Genomic DNA, 15,874 nt, shown 5'->3' with positions numbered 1-15,874 from the left:
TCATTAATTATGTTTAGAGCTTGAGAAACATCCATAAAAAAATCCAAGTGCATTAAATACACTTGGATTTTGACAGCTCTGAAGGATCCTTCAACCGATCACTTTGGCTTTAACTGATCGGCATTAGCCTATATGCCCCGTCTTTTTATTATTAGTTTAGCCTAACTTATTCGTTCGATAGTGAACGTTATATGAATAGAGCTCTCGAGTGAAATATGGTTATTGAGATTGCGACACAGAAAGAGACACACCAGAGAAACTGCGGAACGCGTTAACCATAATGTAGAGGTCTTCATCAGCCTTAAGTGCATCGCAAGACTCGAAGTTACCGGAACGATACGGGCGGCAGTCGTAGTCACTTTTGGTTGGCTGTTGTCCAGAACGAATGTATAGGTCGGCATCCCCAACACCAGACTTAATCGTAACGGTAACACCAGCAGTACGATTCGCCGCCTTAAGTACAAACAGTTTTTGGCCGCCTGAAGTCAGTGCGATATCGGAGACTAAACTGTCTAAAGTCACTTCTGAGATTTCATTCTTCGGCTCACCGACAGAGCCGTTAGGTAGCGCATCATTGAAATGCGAAGCCACTAATGGCCAAATCTTGCTGATTTTCACGCCTTGGTTTTCGCAGCCTCCGAAATGATGCAAAGCAATGGCTTTGTTGTTATCGGTTCGCAGAACAGGTGACCCAGACGAACCTCCAATCGTGTCACAGAAATAACCAGTATCCGTATTTGACCCTCGTCCATTCACTGAAGCCACATCGATCTGACACAATCCTGAGCCATTTTGATCGCTCTCAATGGCAAGCTCTTTCGGATTACCCGCTCCGTGTTGAGGAATATAAACCCCATCACCGAACATCGGCTCTTGAGCGTCTAACCCTAGATAACCAAACGACGCTATCTTTGAAAAATCATCGACGGTAAATAGCGTGTAATCTAAATCATAATCCGTGCTGAGTATTTTATTCCCCATCACTTTAACCGTTGTCGCCATAGAACCATCACACGTGCGACGCTGATAGTTAAACCATACCTCGGTATTTCTCAACTCAGACTCTGATGCGACACAATGGTTATTAGTGAACATATGGTTGTCTGGCCCCACACGCCACGCGGTACACAAGCTGCGACCATTAATGAGCAGCCTTGCAACGGGTGTTGTCCAATCTACTTTGTCTGCGTGAGAGTCTTCCCAGCAAGCAACATCTTTGCGTTCATTCACACCACAGGTCGATAGCGTCGCTAAGGCCTTTCCGTCTGCACTTTTACCTGCCATGTAGTAATCAATTTCAAACTGAACATGCTGCCCGTTTGAATTAGAGGTTGATTCAATAACGACAGAATCACTGGAAATCGATTGAGCGAACCAATCTATTTGGCTGTCACGATACTCCACAACCTCACTACTGGTGTTTGACTTAAGACGTAACACGCTCCCTTTCGGTACAGTAACAGACTTGAAGTGAAGCTTAATGAACGACACACCAGCGTGTTCAAGTTGTTTTGTGTGTATACCACCCGATGTCTCAACCAACTCTTGGTTCGACAACTGATATTTCACTTCATCGGCAATAACCGGAAGATCTGGCTGAACGGGAGGATAAGGTTGAACGGAAAGGTTTAGTTGTGCATTAACGAGCGAAGAAAAGAACCATACTATCGCAAGCCCAAGGTTAGATAAGATTACTTTCATTGGATTTCCTTTATCGGTTTGTGGTGTTCCCTTCACAAACATATATGCAAAGAACCAATACGACACAAAATGAATATAAGTTTTGGTGTAAAGAAAAGTCCACACTCGCGACAGTTTTGGGAATTTAATTGGATTGTAGAGACCATCTCTCTGAAGCAACCACAAACTTAAGTTAAAGTTAATTCAGACTGATATCTTGTCTGATTTTCTATAATGCCAAAACATATTTGAATTAACCTTCTCCTAGCAGCGCCTAACGCTTGCATTTTTGTTTTACCAGCGGCTAAGAGTTGCTTTTTTTGTGCTTTGATATAAGGATTGTATTTACCAGCGCTAACCGCGGCCAAAAATATTTTTGACCGAATTCAAGATGGGCCAATTTCGCTCAATGTGGTTCTACCTTTAAATGAGCCAGACTCATTTAGCCTTGGTGCAAGACCTAAAAATGCAGCCGCTTGCTTGGCTGTTGAGAATATCTTAGCTGAAAATAAGTACACCAGCTCTCTCGACATCACCTTTCCTATACTGTACTGGTCTAATGAAACAGGACACTTTATTGAGAGACAATCAATGAGGTGTTATATGACCGAAAAACGTACTTATAAACGTTATCCTAAAGAGTTTAAAGAAGAAGCTGTCGCTTTGGTTCGAGAGCAAGGATACACAGCCACAGAAGCTGCTGAGGCAGTGGGTGTGTCTGCCACACTCCTTCACAAATGGAAGGCTAAATTAGAAGCTCAGCTTGAGTCTGAGGAGCTATCAGACGAGGAATATGAAGAGTTGAAACAACTGCGTAAAGAAGTAAAGCAGCTCCGTATGGAGAAAGAAATCTTAAAAAAGGCGTCAGCCTTCTTTGCGAAGGAAATGAAGTAAAGTTCGAATTCATCAAAACCGAAGCTAAGCATTATCCGGTTTCAGTGATATGCAAAATCATGCTAGTGAGTCGCTCTGCTTATTACGCTTGGCTGAAGAGACCAGCAAAAGTTATTTCAGCGACTACTTTGAATTTATACCGTCGAATCAAGACGTTATTCAAAGAAAGTAGAGGTAGTTTAGGCAATCATGAGATGGTAAAGAAACTGCGCAAGGAAGGGTTCGTAGTGGGGAGATACAAAGTTCGTTCAATCATGAAGTCATTGGGGTTAAAAGCCGTGCAAAGACAAGCTTACAAAGTGACAACAAAACGCAAACACAGCGATACGGTTGCCGACAACTTACTCAACCAAAACTTCAACCCTGTCGCTCCAAATCAAGTGTGGGCCGGCGATGTGACGTATCTGAAGACATATGAAGGCTGGATGTATCTAGCCATCGTAATGGATTTGTATTCACGTCGTATCGTGGGATGGCATCTAAGTAAACGAATGACCACAGACTTAGTCAACAAAGCTCTAATGAAAGCTTATAACTTGAGGCAACCTTCGGGAGGCTTAGTGTTCCACAGTGACCGAGGCTCTCAATACACAAGTAAGCGTTACCAGAAGCTATTACAGAGCTACGGAATGCGTTCGAGTATGGGGGACGTTGGAGCTTGTTGGGATAATGCTGTTGTAGAGCGCTTCTTTGGAAGTCTAAAGCATGATTGGCTGCTTAAAGTGCCTCAGCCGACCAGGGAGCATATGAAACAAGATGTGACGGACTACGTGAGATATTACAATCTAGATAGACTGCATTCTGCAAACCAAGAGCTATCGCCAATAGAGTTCGAAAACTCTCTAAAAAAAGTGTCCTGTTGGACTTGACCAGTACACTGTTTAAGAAACCACTCATGGTGACCAAGAACATATTCACGAATGTCGGTCCAGCCTTGGCCACCGGCTATCACAGCGCAGATTGAACCAAACAAAATATCAAACAGAGGGTAGTCAACTTTTGCGCTTTGCCGTTCGTCACGGATGAGGCTGAAGTGCTCTTTGATGGTATTAATATTCATGGCATCTCCTTAAAAGAGGAGCATAAGATCACAGCCCGCACGTCAGGTCAGGTCAAATTTAACCTCGCATTGCGCAAAAAACGTTCATGATCTTGCCCTGGGTAAATATGGAGTCGATATAACCTTGAAGCGCACGTAACGGGAGAGAGAATATCCCTTTAATCACCGAAGCTGTCTCAATGGCAGTATCAGAAAATTGAAAGCCTCTACCACGCCTGCCATGATGACTTTTGCATTGCCACGCTTCAATTGCTGAGTCGTGAATCCAAAACGTTACTGAGCCTCGTTTGCACAAGGTTTCATTATACTCAGTCCAGTTCGCTATCTTCTTCTTTGATTTGCCCATAACAACACCATACATCTATTACATGGGAGTCAGATCACAGGACTGAGGAAAGGTTCCACTGATTTAGTCAACAACGCCCTTATTAAGCCACCATGATAAAACCCATATATCGACACTTGTATAGCTGCATCAACCGCCATTAAAGGCAAATGCTAAACATATATCGCCTTTGAGCTAGGAGCACATTGCATTAACTGGTGAGTACCGTTGGCCAAATCCTTAACGTAGGGTAATTTACTAATTCCCTGTCTACCCTTTAACTGAGATCAGAAGTGATATTGGATATTTGTTATTAATGCAACATCATCTTCTATTCTTACAGTTCTATAAACATAATTACTTGAAAGATCTTGTTGTTCATGGGTAGTTAAAGAAATTTCACCTCCTAGACTCCAGTTTTTTGTAAATTTATAGTCTATACCTGTTTGTACACCTCCGATCATGCCGTGTATATCATTTAAGTCGTTATCAAAGGCAAATTCATAACCCATATGCACCCCAGTAGTCCAGCTCAACTTTTCAAAGAGTGGTAAAATATAATCGTAATTTATAGAGATAACACCGAGATCGACTCCTTCAGGAGCATTGTCCGGTTTGATATCATCGTAAACAAAACTCATTTTTATACGGTGGTTATTATTTATAATTACACCAGAATTAAGACCGACGATAGGTTGAGCTCTTAAATCGTAGCTGGAAGTCTCAACCCCCTCATAACTTCCTGTTAAATATTGTCTTTGCTGTTCTAATTTCCCACTAATTCGAGTTCCAACGTCAAGTCCAACAAAGTAATTATAATTGTCAGATGCATTGGCGATAAATGGTGTGCTAACAATCAGAGCTACCAGATTGTTTACTAGTATATTTCTCATAATTTTCTCTTTTGATAAATTTAACCGGCATTGTTGCTCAAATCAGCTTGATGTTCAACGACGCCATATTTGACTAATAGTTAGCTTCTAACAGGCATACCTAGTCCTATGACTTTGTTTATAGCTTTGACATTCGCCATGATTTCTCCCACTTGAACGTTGTAACATCTCAAGCTCAATTTACCGCTAGTTAGTCCTTTATATCGAGACATTGCAGTCTCAGATATTGAGCGATAGTGGTAACCAGACTCAGATTTCCACTCCGTTATTGTTCCGTTTTCAAGAGCCTCTACAGCTTCGTTTCTGGGATGCCCACCTTCCCAAAGAGCCGCATTCTTTCGAGGTGGTATCAACGGAGTACAGCCCTTATTTTTCAGAGTCTCATGGCAACTTTTTGTGTCATATGCTCCATCAGCAGATACTGTATGGATCTTTCTACGTAAAGGGTTGAGTAATGTTGGCAGCACTTCGTTATCGCCAAAACTTACAAAACTGACTTATGCACGAATAACCTCATGAGTTTCTACATCAACAGCTAAGTGCAGTTTGCGCCAAGTTCTGCGTTTTTCGGCACCGTGCTTTTTCACTTTCCATTTACCCTCGCCAAAAACTTTGAGACCAGTCGAGTCAATGGCTATATGGCGAATATCTCCTTTGGATTTATTGCGATATTTGACCTGAACTGTCTTCGAGCGTTTGCTGATACAGTTGTAGTCTGGGGACGTCAGTGGAACATCCAATAGCTCAAAGATAGAATCAATAAAGCCTTGAAGAGCACGTAATGGCAGAGAGAAGATCCCCTTAATCATCAAAGCAGTTTCAATCGCGGTATCAGAATATTGGAAACCTCTACCACGCTTGCACAGAGCCTTATTGTATTCCGCCCAGTTAGTTATCTTCTTTTCCGCTTTACCTATGCCACCACCGTTCTAACTACCATAAAGGATCACAGGACTTGGAAAAGGTTCAACTGATTTAAGCAACAACGCCAATTTAACCTGTAAAAAAAACCGCTAAATCATATTTATAATAGACTACATCATCAACCCTGGCTTACCAGGAATATCAATTATAACCTTTTATCATCACGGAAGGCTTGAACACCCTATAGAGGTGCTTGTGGTTTTGTTGCGTAATTCGACGGAAATAAATAATGAAATTGCGATCTGATCAACCACGTCATCTAGCGATTACAATTGAGCTCATGGTGAGGCGAATGTCAAGGTAAGGATGGCAAGAGTTGAGTGGCTTTGTTGACGCGCTAATTAAATCATCAATTTTGATTTGAGCGTGTCTTCCTTTAGCCTTGCCATATATCTTCATATCTAGCTCAATAACCATGCCTTACAAATACAACGAATCCAGACGTCATAATTTCAAAAAGCCCACCTATCGGCAAACCAATTATGCCGAATACAACCTAAGTCTGCGTGATCGGGGGGCGCATTGATATCTGGTTACCCGACGACATTATAGAGAACTGACAAACTGAGCAATGCACTTACGATGGCACTGGGTCATCACCAAAATATCCAACAGCACACTCATGGCATGCCATTATTTGAGACTCGTATTCAAACAACCTCTCTGGTAGATTCAAGGCTTTATCGATAGTCTTCTCAAGGATATGAGCCACACAAACTTCTCCTGTCCTGACTTTTCATGTCTATCTAATCGTCTCTGTAAGCTTGAACTTAAGACGCCAACATTCAAAAAAAGACAAACCTGATGAAGGTTTAGCTGCGATAGCCATTGACTCCACTGGCCTTAAAGAATTTGGTAAGGATGAATGGCATCAGGGAAAACATGAGATTAACTCAAAGCTCACTTTGCTGTCGGTGATGAGCATATTATTCGTGTTATGTGGGCAAGTTGATGTGGAAGTTGATGTGGAAGTTGACCATATTTCAGCAGATAAAATGTACGATACCGATGACGTCTATGACGCATTAACGAGCGAATTCCCAGAGACTGACGTAGCCATTCCTCCCAAATAAAATCTGTATGCTGACGACGCCCATAACCGAAAAGGATGAGTAATTTTGTGGCGTACTCTTCCTTAGGTCCCATGTGCTGGCAAAAGACAAAGCAGTATGGAAAACGGAATGTCTCAGAGAATGCGATGCACCGTTACAAAACAATTGTTGGCCCCAAATTACACAGTAGAGACTTTAATAACCAACAACAGGAAATGATGCTAGCGGCATCAATATTAAATCGATTTACGCAGTTTGGTATGCCCGAGAGCTATCGAGCTGCCTAATGACATCAAAAGGCAGGGTGGGTTGAGTACGGAAACAAAGCCGATTCGAAGTACTCATAAGGCTTACAATCGTTAGCCTTCACGGTTTCGATAAAACTTAGTTAACGAGTTCTGTGGTGGACAGTTTGTTCAAAAATGCCTTTTGATTTAATGGCTTCGAATAGTAATAGCCCTGATGTAGAAACACGCCCTTTTTCCGTAAGTAATCTGCTTGTTCTTCATACTCGACGCCTTCAGCTATCATGGTTATATTCGCAGTGTGTCCAAATTCTATGATGCCGTCTAAGACGTTAATCTTGATGTTATTTGACATAATTGTGTCAACAAACATTTTGTCAATTTTTAAAATATCAAAACCTAATTCTTGTATGTATGAGAAACTTCCATAGCCTGTCCCCGCGTCGTCAAGCTCGAAAAGAACACCGAGCTGGGATAACTTCTGCATTACTAATCGTGCTTTTTTGGGATCTTGAAATGGTTCCCTTTCTGTGATTTCAAAGGCGAGTTTAAATGGAGGAGACGGATGACAAAAATCCAGCAGCTCTTGCACAAATTCAGGACGCTCTAGTTGAGAAGGCGTGAGATTAAAACTAAAGATAATTTCCTGACATATCGTGTTATTTTCTTTTACCATTATCCGTGTTTGATTAAGTAAGGAGACGGTAATTAAATCGATGTATCCCGTTGATTCCGCCAACGGAATAAATACGTTGGGCATCATAATCCCCTGTCCGTGTGTCCAACGTGCAAGTACTTCACAGTGTTGTCTTTTATTGTCTCTTGAATCCACAATTAACTGAAAATGCGGTACGATTTCGTGATTATGGATGGCTAGCTTTAGGCGGTTTTGGGGCGACTGATGTTGGTTTTTCCTCCAAATCACAATATAACTAAGGACGAATATATAGAAACAGATGGAAACCACACTTAAAATGAAGGCATGTTTAGCATGAAAGTTGTGGATGGTCTTGATGTTGAACTTGAACGAAACAGGGATATCCCCTAGGTAAAAACCCACCGGATGACCAGGTTGCTTTCCAATGCTGACCGATGCGCAATTTTGGCAGTCATGAGCACTAAAATACAGAGTCCATGGCTCTAATAATGAGAACCAACGTTTGTCACCGATTTTTTTCGTCAACATTAGCTGTGAGCGACCATCAAGCAGTGATATTACGTCTAACTCTATGTCTTCTTCGTAAATGTATCGATTCAGAATATTAGGTTTTTCAATTATCACATGGCTGTAACCAGGTCGGCTGGTACACGCCTGACGGTTATCCTCTAACCAGCCAATTAGTCGAGAGTTCAAATCAAAGAACTCTTCGTCTCTTAGTCTAACTATGGCATCTTTATCGCAAACACTTAAATCAGACGATAAAGTGATGATTCGCTGTGAGGTGTCGTTAAGCTGCTGTTGAAATCCTTTGTGAAACGCGCTCTGAAAGTTCTGTTTAAACAACGTAGAATATGTGTAGAGTGTAACCTCAAATGAGGTTACACCAATAACTATTACGCCCCCTAAGGTAAGTAATATTTTTCTTTTTGAAATGCCTGATATCATTAATATTAGTCCTTAACTTGTGACACTGTTGTATAATTAATAGCTCTTTTCTGACGAAATTCCAAATTGTTAGTGTTCTTAGTTGCGCTCGTGTTTTTACTGCTGCCCCCCCCCCCCCCTTTGCTATATGGACTTTCTAATCTGAAAGGAAGTGGTGATGCGCCACTCTGTGATTGATACATAAAAAAGCGTAAAGCCGTGCGCTACATTCACTCCCTCCCTCTCGTAGCCCTATTCCTAAACCTCGTTACAAAACAACCAACTGGAAGCAATACAACCAATCACTCATTAACCGTGGTTCTCTGACCTTTTGGATTGAATGAGTCGATTTTAAAGAGTTGCTAGGAGGACGATTGAGCTTAAGAAATTACAATGCACAGGTGGGTGAAACTTACGCGATGATAAAAGTGCTGAACAAGCTTACTGGGCTTGGTGTGCCTGAAACTTGCCGCTTTGATTAAAAAGCAAACTAAGCGAAGCATGATCGTATCTAAAATAAATTACGGAACAAAGCATCAGTACGTCTAAAAGCTCATGCAAGGTTTTCTCCTTATCCTCACATCTAATCCCTTTAAAGGCTTTGAATCGGTGACCCACGAATTATCTTTATCTGGATTATCAACCTCACCACTCAAGGTTAACGCGGTAATACCTCCAGCACCTGCGGAGCACTCTGCACACCTCTAAAGTTGGCGTATACCGTGACTGAACCTTCCTTTCGAGCAAAACCTGTTCGCTCTTTTTCTGAAATGTACAAGATCTCCGGATCCGTGGATACAAACGTGATCTCAGATAGGGCTGAAATGTTCACACTGGATGGTTGGCTATGTGTGGTAATCTCTTGTGAGTCATCAAACAAAGCTTCCGTTTCAGCGAACACCTCAAACGTGACGGTGCTATTCACAGGTAAAGTGTTGCTGTTGACGGTGACGAGTAAGCTGCGGATCTGAAACGAACGTGTTTTCACCTCCACGTTACCGAGGTCGACCTCTTTGTGCTGGGTCTTGTCTTTACAACCGACCAATAACATACCGCTGATGAGTAACGTACTTATCCATTTTATGGTAGTTCTGTATTTTTTCATCCTTAATATCCTTACGACATTTTAACGTACTACGAGGAATATATACATTATGGTCTTAAATTAATAATGATAAGGTAGTTATACCGTAAGCGTCCCTAAATCGACTCATTGACTTTCTAATATCTCCACAGATACCGCCAACTAAGGCTGTATCTGTCATTCTGAACGCTATTCGGGTGGGTGGACTATTCCGTTTTTGGCATGTTCCAAGGTAGAAGATGACCATGATCATCCTCACTATTCAGTTTCGGGATTTCTCGTATCACGTACTCGAGGTACTCATACGGCTCGCAGTCGTTAGCCTTCGCGGTTTCGATAAGACTGTACAGCACGGCACTGGCGCGTGCTCCATTATGAGTATTAGAGAACAACCAGTTGTTCCGTCCTACCGTGAACGGACGTACTGAACGTTCCGCTCGGTTATTATCCATGCTTAACCGGCCATCATCGATAACTCTTACTAGCTTCGACCATTGATTGAGGCTGTAGCTAATCGCCCCACCCAATTTACTTTTAGGGGGCACCTGAGTGACCGATTTATCTAACCACGCCTTAAACTCATTGAGCAGAGCGCTCGGTCGTTAGAGCGAGACCAGCGAAAACTCTCACAGGTTAAATCCACACCATGACCAATTAAACGCCAATATGACTCGTTCAACGGTTTACTATTTGCTTATCCGTTGAGGAAATCGAATGACGCCGTATTATCGACGAAATGCACCTGCAGTATCCCTTCATAGGGAGTCGACGCGCTCATGGTCATGGTGATACCTTTTCCTTTTTGAGACAACGCCTCCAATTTGAGCACAAGGCTCAAGGAGAAGTTGGGTGGGAGGGTTCATACCATTAACCTTCGAGTCTCCACATTCGATTTGGCAATTTTTTTACAAAAAATTGACGCACAAAACACCCTTAATGATAATGTTGTTAACATTGCTGGGCGATTTTATCAATTAACCAACATACTTATCAAACCACAGAAAAAACTTGAACGTTGTCCTGTTTTTAACTCTAACGCCAAAATTGGGTGCGCACTTTCAATCTCTCGATGAAATAGGCAAATGAGCACTAAAGTCTTCCGTCGTCAGCAAACGTGATGGGCTTTTTCTTGTTGTAGTGAATGATTTTGTATCACTACTTAATGCTTAATGCTTAATGCTTAATGCTTAATGCAAATTTGGTTCGATACAACAACTCAACGCAGGATCAGCAATCAGTGTTAGGAATTTAATAATATGACGCTAAACCCACGAATCATACTGTTTCTCTCTGCGATAAGCCTTCAAGGCTGTGGAGGAGGCTCAGATAGTTCAGAAACTGTCCATGATCATCTGATTTCAGTCGACATACAACAGGTCAGTCAATCAGAGATCGCGGGAGGAGGAAAGACCGAAGATGAACTGCCTGATAGAGAAGTGGTTTTCAAAGCCTATGGCCACTACGACAACACAGATGAAGTACGTGACATCACTAGCGAGGTTAGCTGGCGTAGCACGAAGGGTTGTGACGTCATATGTCCGACTTCTAATGCTGGGCACTATCACACGACCAACCCCGGAGACGCTGACGTATATGCCGTTAAGTCTCGGGTTGATGCTAGTGATGCGGAATCGAATCATATAACCAAGCGTGTTGTAGACATCCAGCCTTATAAGATTGAAACAAAAAAGTTGGAAAAAGTGACGCTGACTAATGATGAAGTACCGAGGGGGTTAACGGTTTCTTATAGCGCTGACATCTATTGGAATGATGGTAGAGTCACCACTGGTACGAATGAGGTGAGTTGGCAGGAGCAAGGCGATGGGTTTGAACAAGATGAACAGCAGAAAAATCGCTTTCTCGCTTCTGGTGATGTTGGGTCTGATTCAGTGCTGACAGCGAGTTATCAAGGTGTTTACAGTGACCCCCGCACGTTGGAAGTCTCTAACCCTATTTTAAAAGAGCTACATATTGAAGTTGGCGGGGGACAAAGTACCTCAGTGCCTCGTGGGCAAGCTCGAACGCTGATAGCAGACGCAGAGTTTGAAGGTCTCGGAAGCATCGATGTCACACAGGATGTCTCCTGGAACTCTGATAAAAACCCAGCTTTTGAGCAAAAAGATAACACTTTCCGTGCGATTGGTAGTAAGAGCAATGTCGGTGAACAAACAACCATCACGGCTTCTCTCTCCGGCTACCAATCAGAGGTAAGCAATGAAGTCACCCTCTCCATATCGCCCGCTGAATTAATTGCAGTACGAACTGAAATAGACCAAGGAGCGAATGCACTGGTTCCACGATATCTCAGCCGTACTTTAAAGGCTATCGGTGTATACAGAGGGGACATAAATCGTAGTGCTGAAACTTTTGAAGAGGATATAACCAGTACTGTAGCATCATGGACTAACAGTGATATAACTAGCTTTACCTCGGTCTCAGAAACGAGCAACCGCTTCCAAGCAATCGGAGAGCCGGGTACCACGAGTCTTGTTACCCCTGATGTACCAAACTTTGTAGATGAAAAGGGGATTCAGCTATCTGTTGGTGATAGCGTTATAACGAGTCTTGAGGTTGAACATGCGGACAATAATCTATACACACCGGACGTGCCATTTTCAGACGATGTACCTAAAGGTCAGGTGCGAATGTTTCGTGTTGTTGCGACCTATGATTCCGCAAGTGATGACTTTGTTAAGGAAGACGTGACTCAAGATGCCCAGCTAGTCCTCAGTGACGCCTCTTTTCAAAAAATAGACGACAACACAGTTCAAGCAGTTGGTAACACTGGAGAATATGCGGAGGTTTCGGCTAATTATCGCGATCAGGAGACCGATAATAACGTTACACTGACTGTGAAAGAAGAGCAGAGTGAAACAATTCAAGTGGGCACACTGATATTTTCTAAGCCACCTGAGCTCTTATTGGATTACGATGATGCCTTACAATATTGCTCTGCACGAGGGGAAGAGATCCCAAGGCGAGATCAGTTGGAAAAGCTGGTCAATGAATATGTCGGTCCCAACCATGGTTGGCCTTGGAGCAGCAATGAGGGTTACGGAACGTATTGGAGCAATGAGCAAGCCAATAATAACTTTCCAGATAGCCACTGGATAATCAATTTAAAGGATAAACACCCTTACCCGAGGGGAAATGATACGACTAACCAAGTGAGTTGCGTTGTTTCTGAAACGTAACAAATCTAGCCGTCTTCCTTGTTTGAAATATTCGCTGAACCTGTTAGATTAAATCCATGAGGTTTGAGCGTTTCCCTCGGCATCCACCAGTGCCAAAACGTGATACCGCAAACCAGTTAACCTGAAACTAATGGCTGTGTTTGCGCGAGGTGGACGTAGCAAAAATTTTAAGCCAAGTGAAGGGATTAACTTATGGATACTCCATACCCAATTTATCCGTCTCAAACGGATGCATTCAAAAATATCGCCAAGTCATTTGCATCTCTTATAGCAAAAGAGTCCAAAACCAAAGTTCTGAGCGCATTCAAACGTAATGACTGGCTGGCTCAGTCTTTAGGCTATAAAGGACATGCAGATTTACTTCAATCGACTCAGTTTCGAAAGCAGGCCGACCAAGGCAAACCTTTAAGGTGCTTTCTTCACGAGAGCATTCGAACGGCGATCAGTCAAACATTCTCGTCAAAGATGCCAGATATACCTCCTCAAATTATTGAAAGGGCAAGTTTAGAAATGAAAGACGCCGAAGTGCTTTTGTCTAATACTCACCCAGAAGCAAAATTGCCTATGATGCTTGATGAAGGGAGTAAGTATCTTTCTGGGTCATTCGAGAAAATACGAGATGAAATAAACGCTGCGGCAACGCGAAAAAATTATGTGCCTGTTCAATACTGCCGAGCCATTTTTATTTACAGATAACGACTTTTCAAATGATCTTTAAAGTAACTAGCGTTCAGATCAGAGTTTCACCAGTCGCTTGTTAATATAGGCACAATTTAGTTTGTGCGTATTTAAGTTGTAGGTGCTGTAACTATTATGCTGCTTCTGCAAGTCTCAAACTTTCATAGTAATCTTCAGCCATAGCGGTCATCTTAAATTCTGCCTCTACGCCTGCAATTTTTTCAACAGCTTCCTTAATATCATCTAAATCAACACTAAAAAATTCTTTACGAAGGTTAACGGCATTAACACGCTGAGAGCTGAATTCTCGGTGTAATGCTGTTTCTAATGCAGGAGCATCGTCAGTATAGATCATGGCGTGTACGTCAAATGGGAATGGCACGCTAGCATCACCAAGTTCTTTAACCCTATCCATTGGCTCCAATCTACGTGTCAGACCAATCTTGTAAACATCCTCACCAAATGAACCGATATTACTTATCACGTAAACATGCCCTTTACGGGTTTGCTCAGCCATGCTCTTAGCTCGTTCTTCTTTGGCTTCTGCTTCAGCTAACTGCTGCTCTAGTAGGGCAATTTTCTGCTCCATTTCACTGCGTTCTTGATCGGTAGCCTTAGCGAGTTCTTCCTGGGCTTTATCGAGAAGATTTCTATACATCTTTTCTTCTTTCTCGGCATCAGCAACTGCTTTTTCAAACTCTTTTATTGCTCGCTGCTCTTCTCGGATCTGCTCTTTGATCAGCTTCTGCTCTGCAACCTCTTCCTGCTTCTTCAGTGTGTATTGATACTGAAGCTTGCACTCTTCGAATTTGAGTTCGATGTATTCGATGTCAAAGCCACATTCTAAGGTCGCTGCTGACTTCTCTAAGGTGTTAGCTAATTTTTCGATTCGCTCTAGCGTTCGACCAAATGAACTAGGTGATACCTTACCAATCAGCATGTCACATTCAATATTGAATGCAGTGAGCATTAGCTTAACTTGACCATTAAGAATCTTCTTATTGAACGCTTTATCGTTCGAAATAACCGTTGTTTCTGGGAAGGTGATAGCAACCTTATCTTTGATCATGTCTTTCTGTTGCTGTCTGATATCTTTAATTTCTTCAGCATATCGAACAGATGTTTCGTATAGGTATTTGGGCATTTCAAAGTGACCGTGAGCAGTGTACTCATCAAGTCGTGAATACAGATCGATGCCACCCATCAGTTCATTCAGGTCAAACTCACCCTTTTCAATCTTGCCATTCAGATCATTTAGATTACCCTTAATAGCTTCAAGGGATACTTGCTGCTCTTGGATGCTAAGCTGAAGAGACTCATCTTGACCTTTTAAAGCCTGTAGCTCAGCCGTCTCAGTATTAACGGCAGAAAGCTCTTGTTTAGCGACCTTAGTGGATTGCTTTACAGATTCATTAGTTTTCGTCAGTGCTTCAAGTTCTTCTTTCGCTTTTGTTAATGCTTCATCGAGAGACTTATACTCCCCAATTTTTTTGTCTGCTGTTCGTTTCGTGAATATATAGGTGAGCAGAATTGCCACCAGAGAGATACCTGCCAATACCAGTATATTATTATCCATTGTTATTTTAAGACCTCTTGTATAAATTGCTTTCTAAGGGCTGCTCGATCTTCGCAACGCTCTAGGTATTCATCATTTGCGCCTACCAACGCATCTTTAAAAGCTTGTTTTGCTGCTGATTTCTGTAACTTCACTTGCTTTTTCAGTTCTCGCTCAGCTTCACGCACAGATCGTTCATGCTCTCTAACGGCTTGGGCTTCAGCACGTTGCCGAGCTTTATCTCTACGCTGAGCATCACGAGCTGCTTGTTTGTTGGCACGATCTATTGCTTTAGCAACCTTCACTACTGTTCTTAAGCCACTACCTCGTCTAGCCAATGTCTGCCTCCTTTGAGTAAGTTAATACCGAACTAGCAATGGTAACAGATCAGCTTGGATAAATTTTTACTTATATCAAATAGATGGAATATCTTATTGTGGTTGTGAAGTGTAGTGGCTGAGTGAATTTGGCCACTTGATTGGAGGTTTGCAATACCTGAAGTTATTCATGAATCGCTAATTTAGGAAAGTCGCTAGCAAACTTCTGTCCATCTTCGTTTCAGTCAGAACTGGTTGAAACATTTCTGCCCCATTATTAGTTTCGCCAAAAAGCCTACGTTCTCAGTCGGGTGAATTTTGACCAAATATAACTAATCTGACACTCAAAGCTCACAGTTTTACCATACCTTTTTCTAATGCAGCAGAG

Annotated in this window: 11 protein-coding genes and 6 pseudogenes; 6 read left to right on the top strand and 11 right to left on the bottom strand. The window is 42.2% G+C overall.

The window, feature by feature from the left end; genetic code table 11:
* Positions 1-219 precede the first annotated feature (219 nt).
* Positions 220-1,701 carry a serine protease gene (locus tag AACW75_RS19615; protein ID WP_145572207.1) on the bottom strand — a complete coding sequence of 494 codons (1,482 nt, stop codon included), beginning with the start codon at positions 1,699-1,701 and terminating at the stop codon, positions 220-222.
* 582 nt (positions 1,702-2,283) lie between these two features.
* Between AACW75_RS19615 and AACW75_RS19610 the strand changes: the two genes are divergently transcribed.
* Positions 2,284-3,443 (top strand): IS3 family transposase gene (locus tag AACW75_RS19610; RefSeq protein ID WP_145572205.1). Its coding sequence is split into 2 segments (ribosomal slippage): positions 2,284-2,548 and positions 2,548-3,443, totalling 1,161 coding nucleotides; the frame shifts between segments, so codons are not numbered across the junction.
* 10 nt (positions 3,444-3,453) lie between these two features.
* Here the strand turns inward: AACW75_RS19610 and AACW75_RS19605 are convergent.
* The 5 genes and pseudogenes from AACW75_RS19605 to AACW75_RS19585 form a co-directional block, all read right to left on the bottom strand.
* A pseudogene (locus AACW75_RS19605) lies at positions 3,454-3,634 on the bottom strand (transposase family protein); the annotation flags it as partial.
* A gap of 103 nt (positions 3,635-3,737) precedes the next feature.
* A pseudogene (locus AACW75_RS19600) lies at positions 3,738-3,980 on the bottom strand (transposase); the annotation flags it as partial.
* A 266-nt stretch (positions 3,981-4,246) separates the two neighbouring features.
* Positions 4,247-4,852, bottom strand: a complete 606-nt coding sequence (locus AACW75_RS19595) for a hypothetical protein (protein ID WP_145572204.1) — start codon at positions 4,850-4,852, stop codon at positions 4,247-4,249.
* 80 nt (positions 4,853-4,932) lie between these two features.
* A pseudogene (locus AACW75_RS19590) lies at positions 4,933-5,769 on the bottom strand (IS5 family transposase).
* 584 nt (positions 5,770-6,353) lie between these two features.
* Complete coding sequence (locus tag AACW75_RS19585; protein ID WP_261378913.1) at positions 6,354-6,488, bottom strand: hypothetical protein; 135 nt, start codon at positions 6,486-6,488, stop codon at positions 6,354-6,356.
* 52 nt (positions 6,489-6,540) lie between these two features.
* On the opposite strand from AACW75_RS19585, the gene AACW75_RS19580 reads away from it, so the two are divergent.
* Positions 6,541-6,849: a hypothetical protein gene (locus AACW75_RS19580; RefSeq protein ID WP_237297913.1), complete on the top strand. Its 309-nt coding sequence runs from the start codon at positions 6,541-6,543 to the stop codon at positions 6,847-6,849.
* A gap of 363 nt (positions 6,850-7,212) precedes the next feature.
* Here the strand turns inward: AACW75_RS19580 and AACW75_RS19575 are convergent, their stop codons facing one another.
* Positions 7,213-8,679 carry an EAL domain-containing protein gene (locus AACW75_RS19575; protein WP_145572203.1) on the bottom strand — a complete coding sequence of 489 codons (1,467 nt, stop codon included), beginning with the start codon at positions 8,677-8,679 and terminating at the stop codon, positions 7,213-7,215.
* 332 nt (positions 8,680-9,011) lie between these two features.
* Here AACW75_RS19575 and AACW75_RS19570 point away from each other — a divergent pair.
* Positions 9,012-9,140 (top strand): annotated as a pseudogene (locus AACW75_RS19570) (IS5/IS1182 family transposase); the annotation flags it as partial.
* A 176-nt stretch (positions 9,141-9,316) separates the two neighbouring features.
* Here AACW75_RS19570 and AACW75_RS19565 read toward each other — a convergent pair.
* Entirely contained in the window at positions 9,317-9,763 is a 447-nt protein-coding gene (locus AACW75_RS19565; RefSeq protein WP_145572202.1) for a hypothetical protein, read from the bottom strand.
* Between the two features lie 185 nt (positions 9,764-9,948).
* Positions 9,949-10,344: pseudogene (locus AACW75_RS19560) on the bottom strand (IS66 family transposase); the annotation flags it as partial.
* Here AACW75_RS19560 and AACW75_RS19555 point away from each other — a divergent pair.
* The 3 genes and pseudogenes from AACW75_RS19555 to AACW75_RS19545 all read left to right on the top strand — a co-directional run.
* Positions 10,330-10,457: pseudogene (locus tag AACW75_RS19555) on the top strand (IS3-like element ISVpa4 family transposase); the annotation flags it as partial. The pseudogenes AACW75_RS19560 and AACW75_RS19555 sit on opposite strands and share 15 nt — an antisense overlap.
* 541 nt (positions 10,458-10,998) lie before the next feature.
* Positions 10,999-12,936: a hypothetical protein gene (locus tag AACW75_RS19550; protein ID WP_237297912.1), complete on the top strand. Its 1,938-nt coding sequence runs from the start codon at positions 10,999-11,001 to the stop codon at positions 12,934-12,936.
* A gap of 192 nt (positions 12,937-13,128) precedes the next feature.
* Complete coding sequence (locus AACW75_RS19545) at positions 13,129-13,632, top strand: hypothetical protein (protein WP_145572200.1); 504 nt, start codon at positions 13,129-13,131, stop codon at positions 13,630-13,632.
* A gap of 115 nt (positions 13,633-13,747) precedes the next feature.
* Here the strand turns inward: AACW75_RS19545 and AACW75_RS19540 are convergent, their stop codons facing one another.
* Together AACW75_RS19540 and AACW75_RS19535 are read right to left on the bottom strand one after the other, a co-directional pair.
* Positions 13,748-15,190 (bottom strand): DUF4041 domain-containing protein, encoded by a 1,443-nt coding sequence (locus AACW75_RS19540; RefSeq protein WP_048664422.1) that lies wholly within the window; start codon positions 15,188-15,190, stop codon positions 13,748-13,750.
* Between the two features lie 2 nt (positions 15,191-15,192).
* Complete coding sequence (locus tag AACW75_RS19535; protein WP_046209199.1) at positions 15,193-15,507, bottom strand: hypothetical protein; 315 nt, start codon at positions 15,505-15,507, stop codon at positions 15,193-15,195.
* Positions 15,508-15,874: the final 367 nt, after the last annotated feature.

It is taken from the genome of Vibrio sp. L3-7, assembly GCF_963898195.1.
Classification (GTDB): domain Bacteria; phylum Pseudomonadota; class Gammaproteobacteria; order Enterobacterales; family Vibrionaceae; genus Vibrio; species Vibrio echinoideorum.
This window is presented reverse-complemented; position numbering and strand designations above follow the sequence as displayed.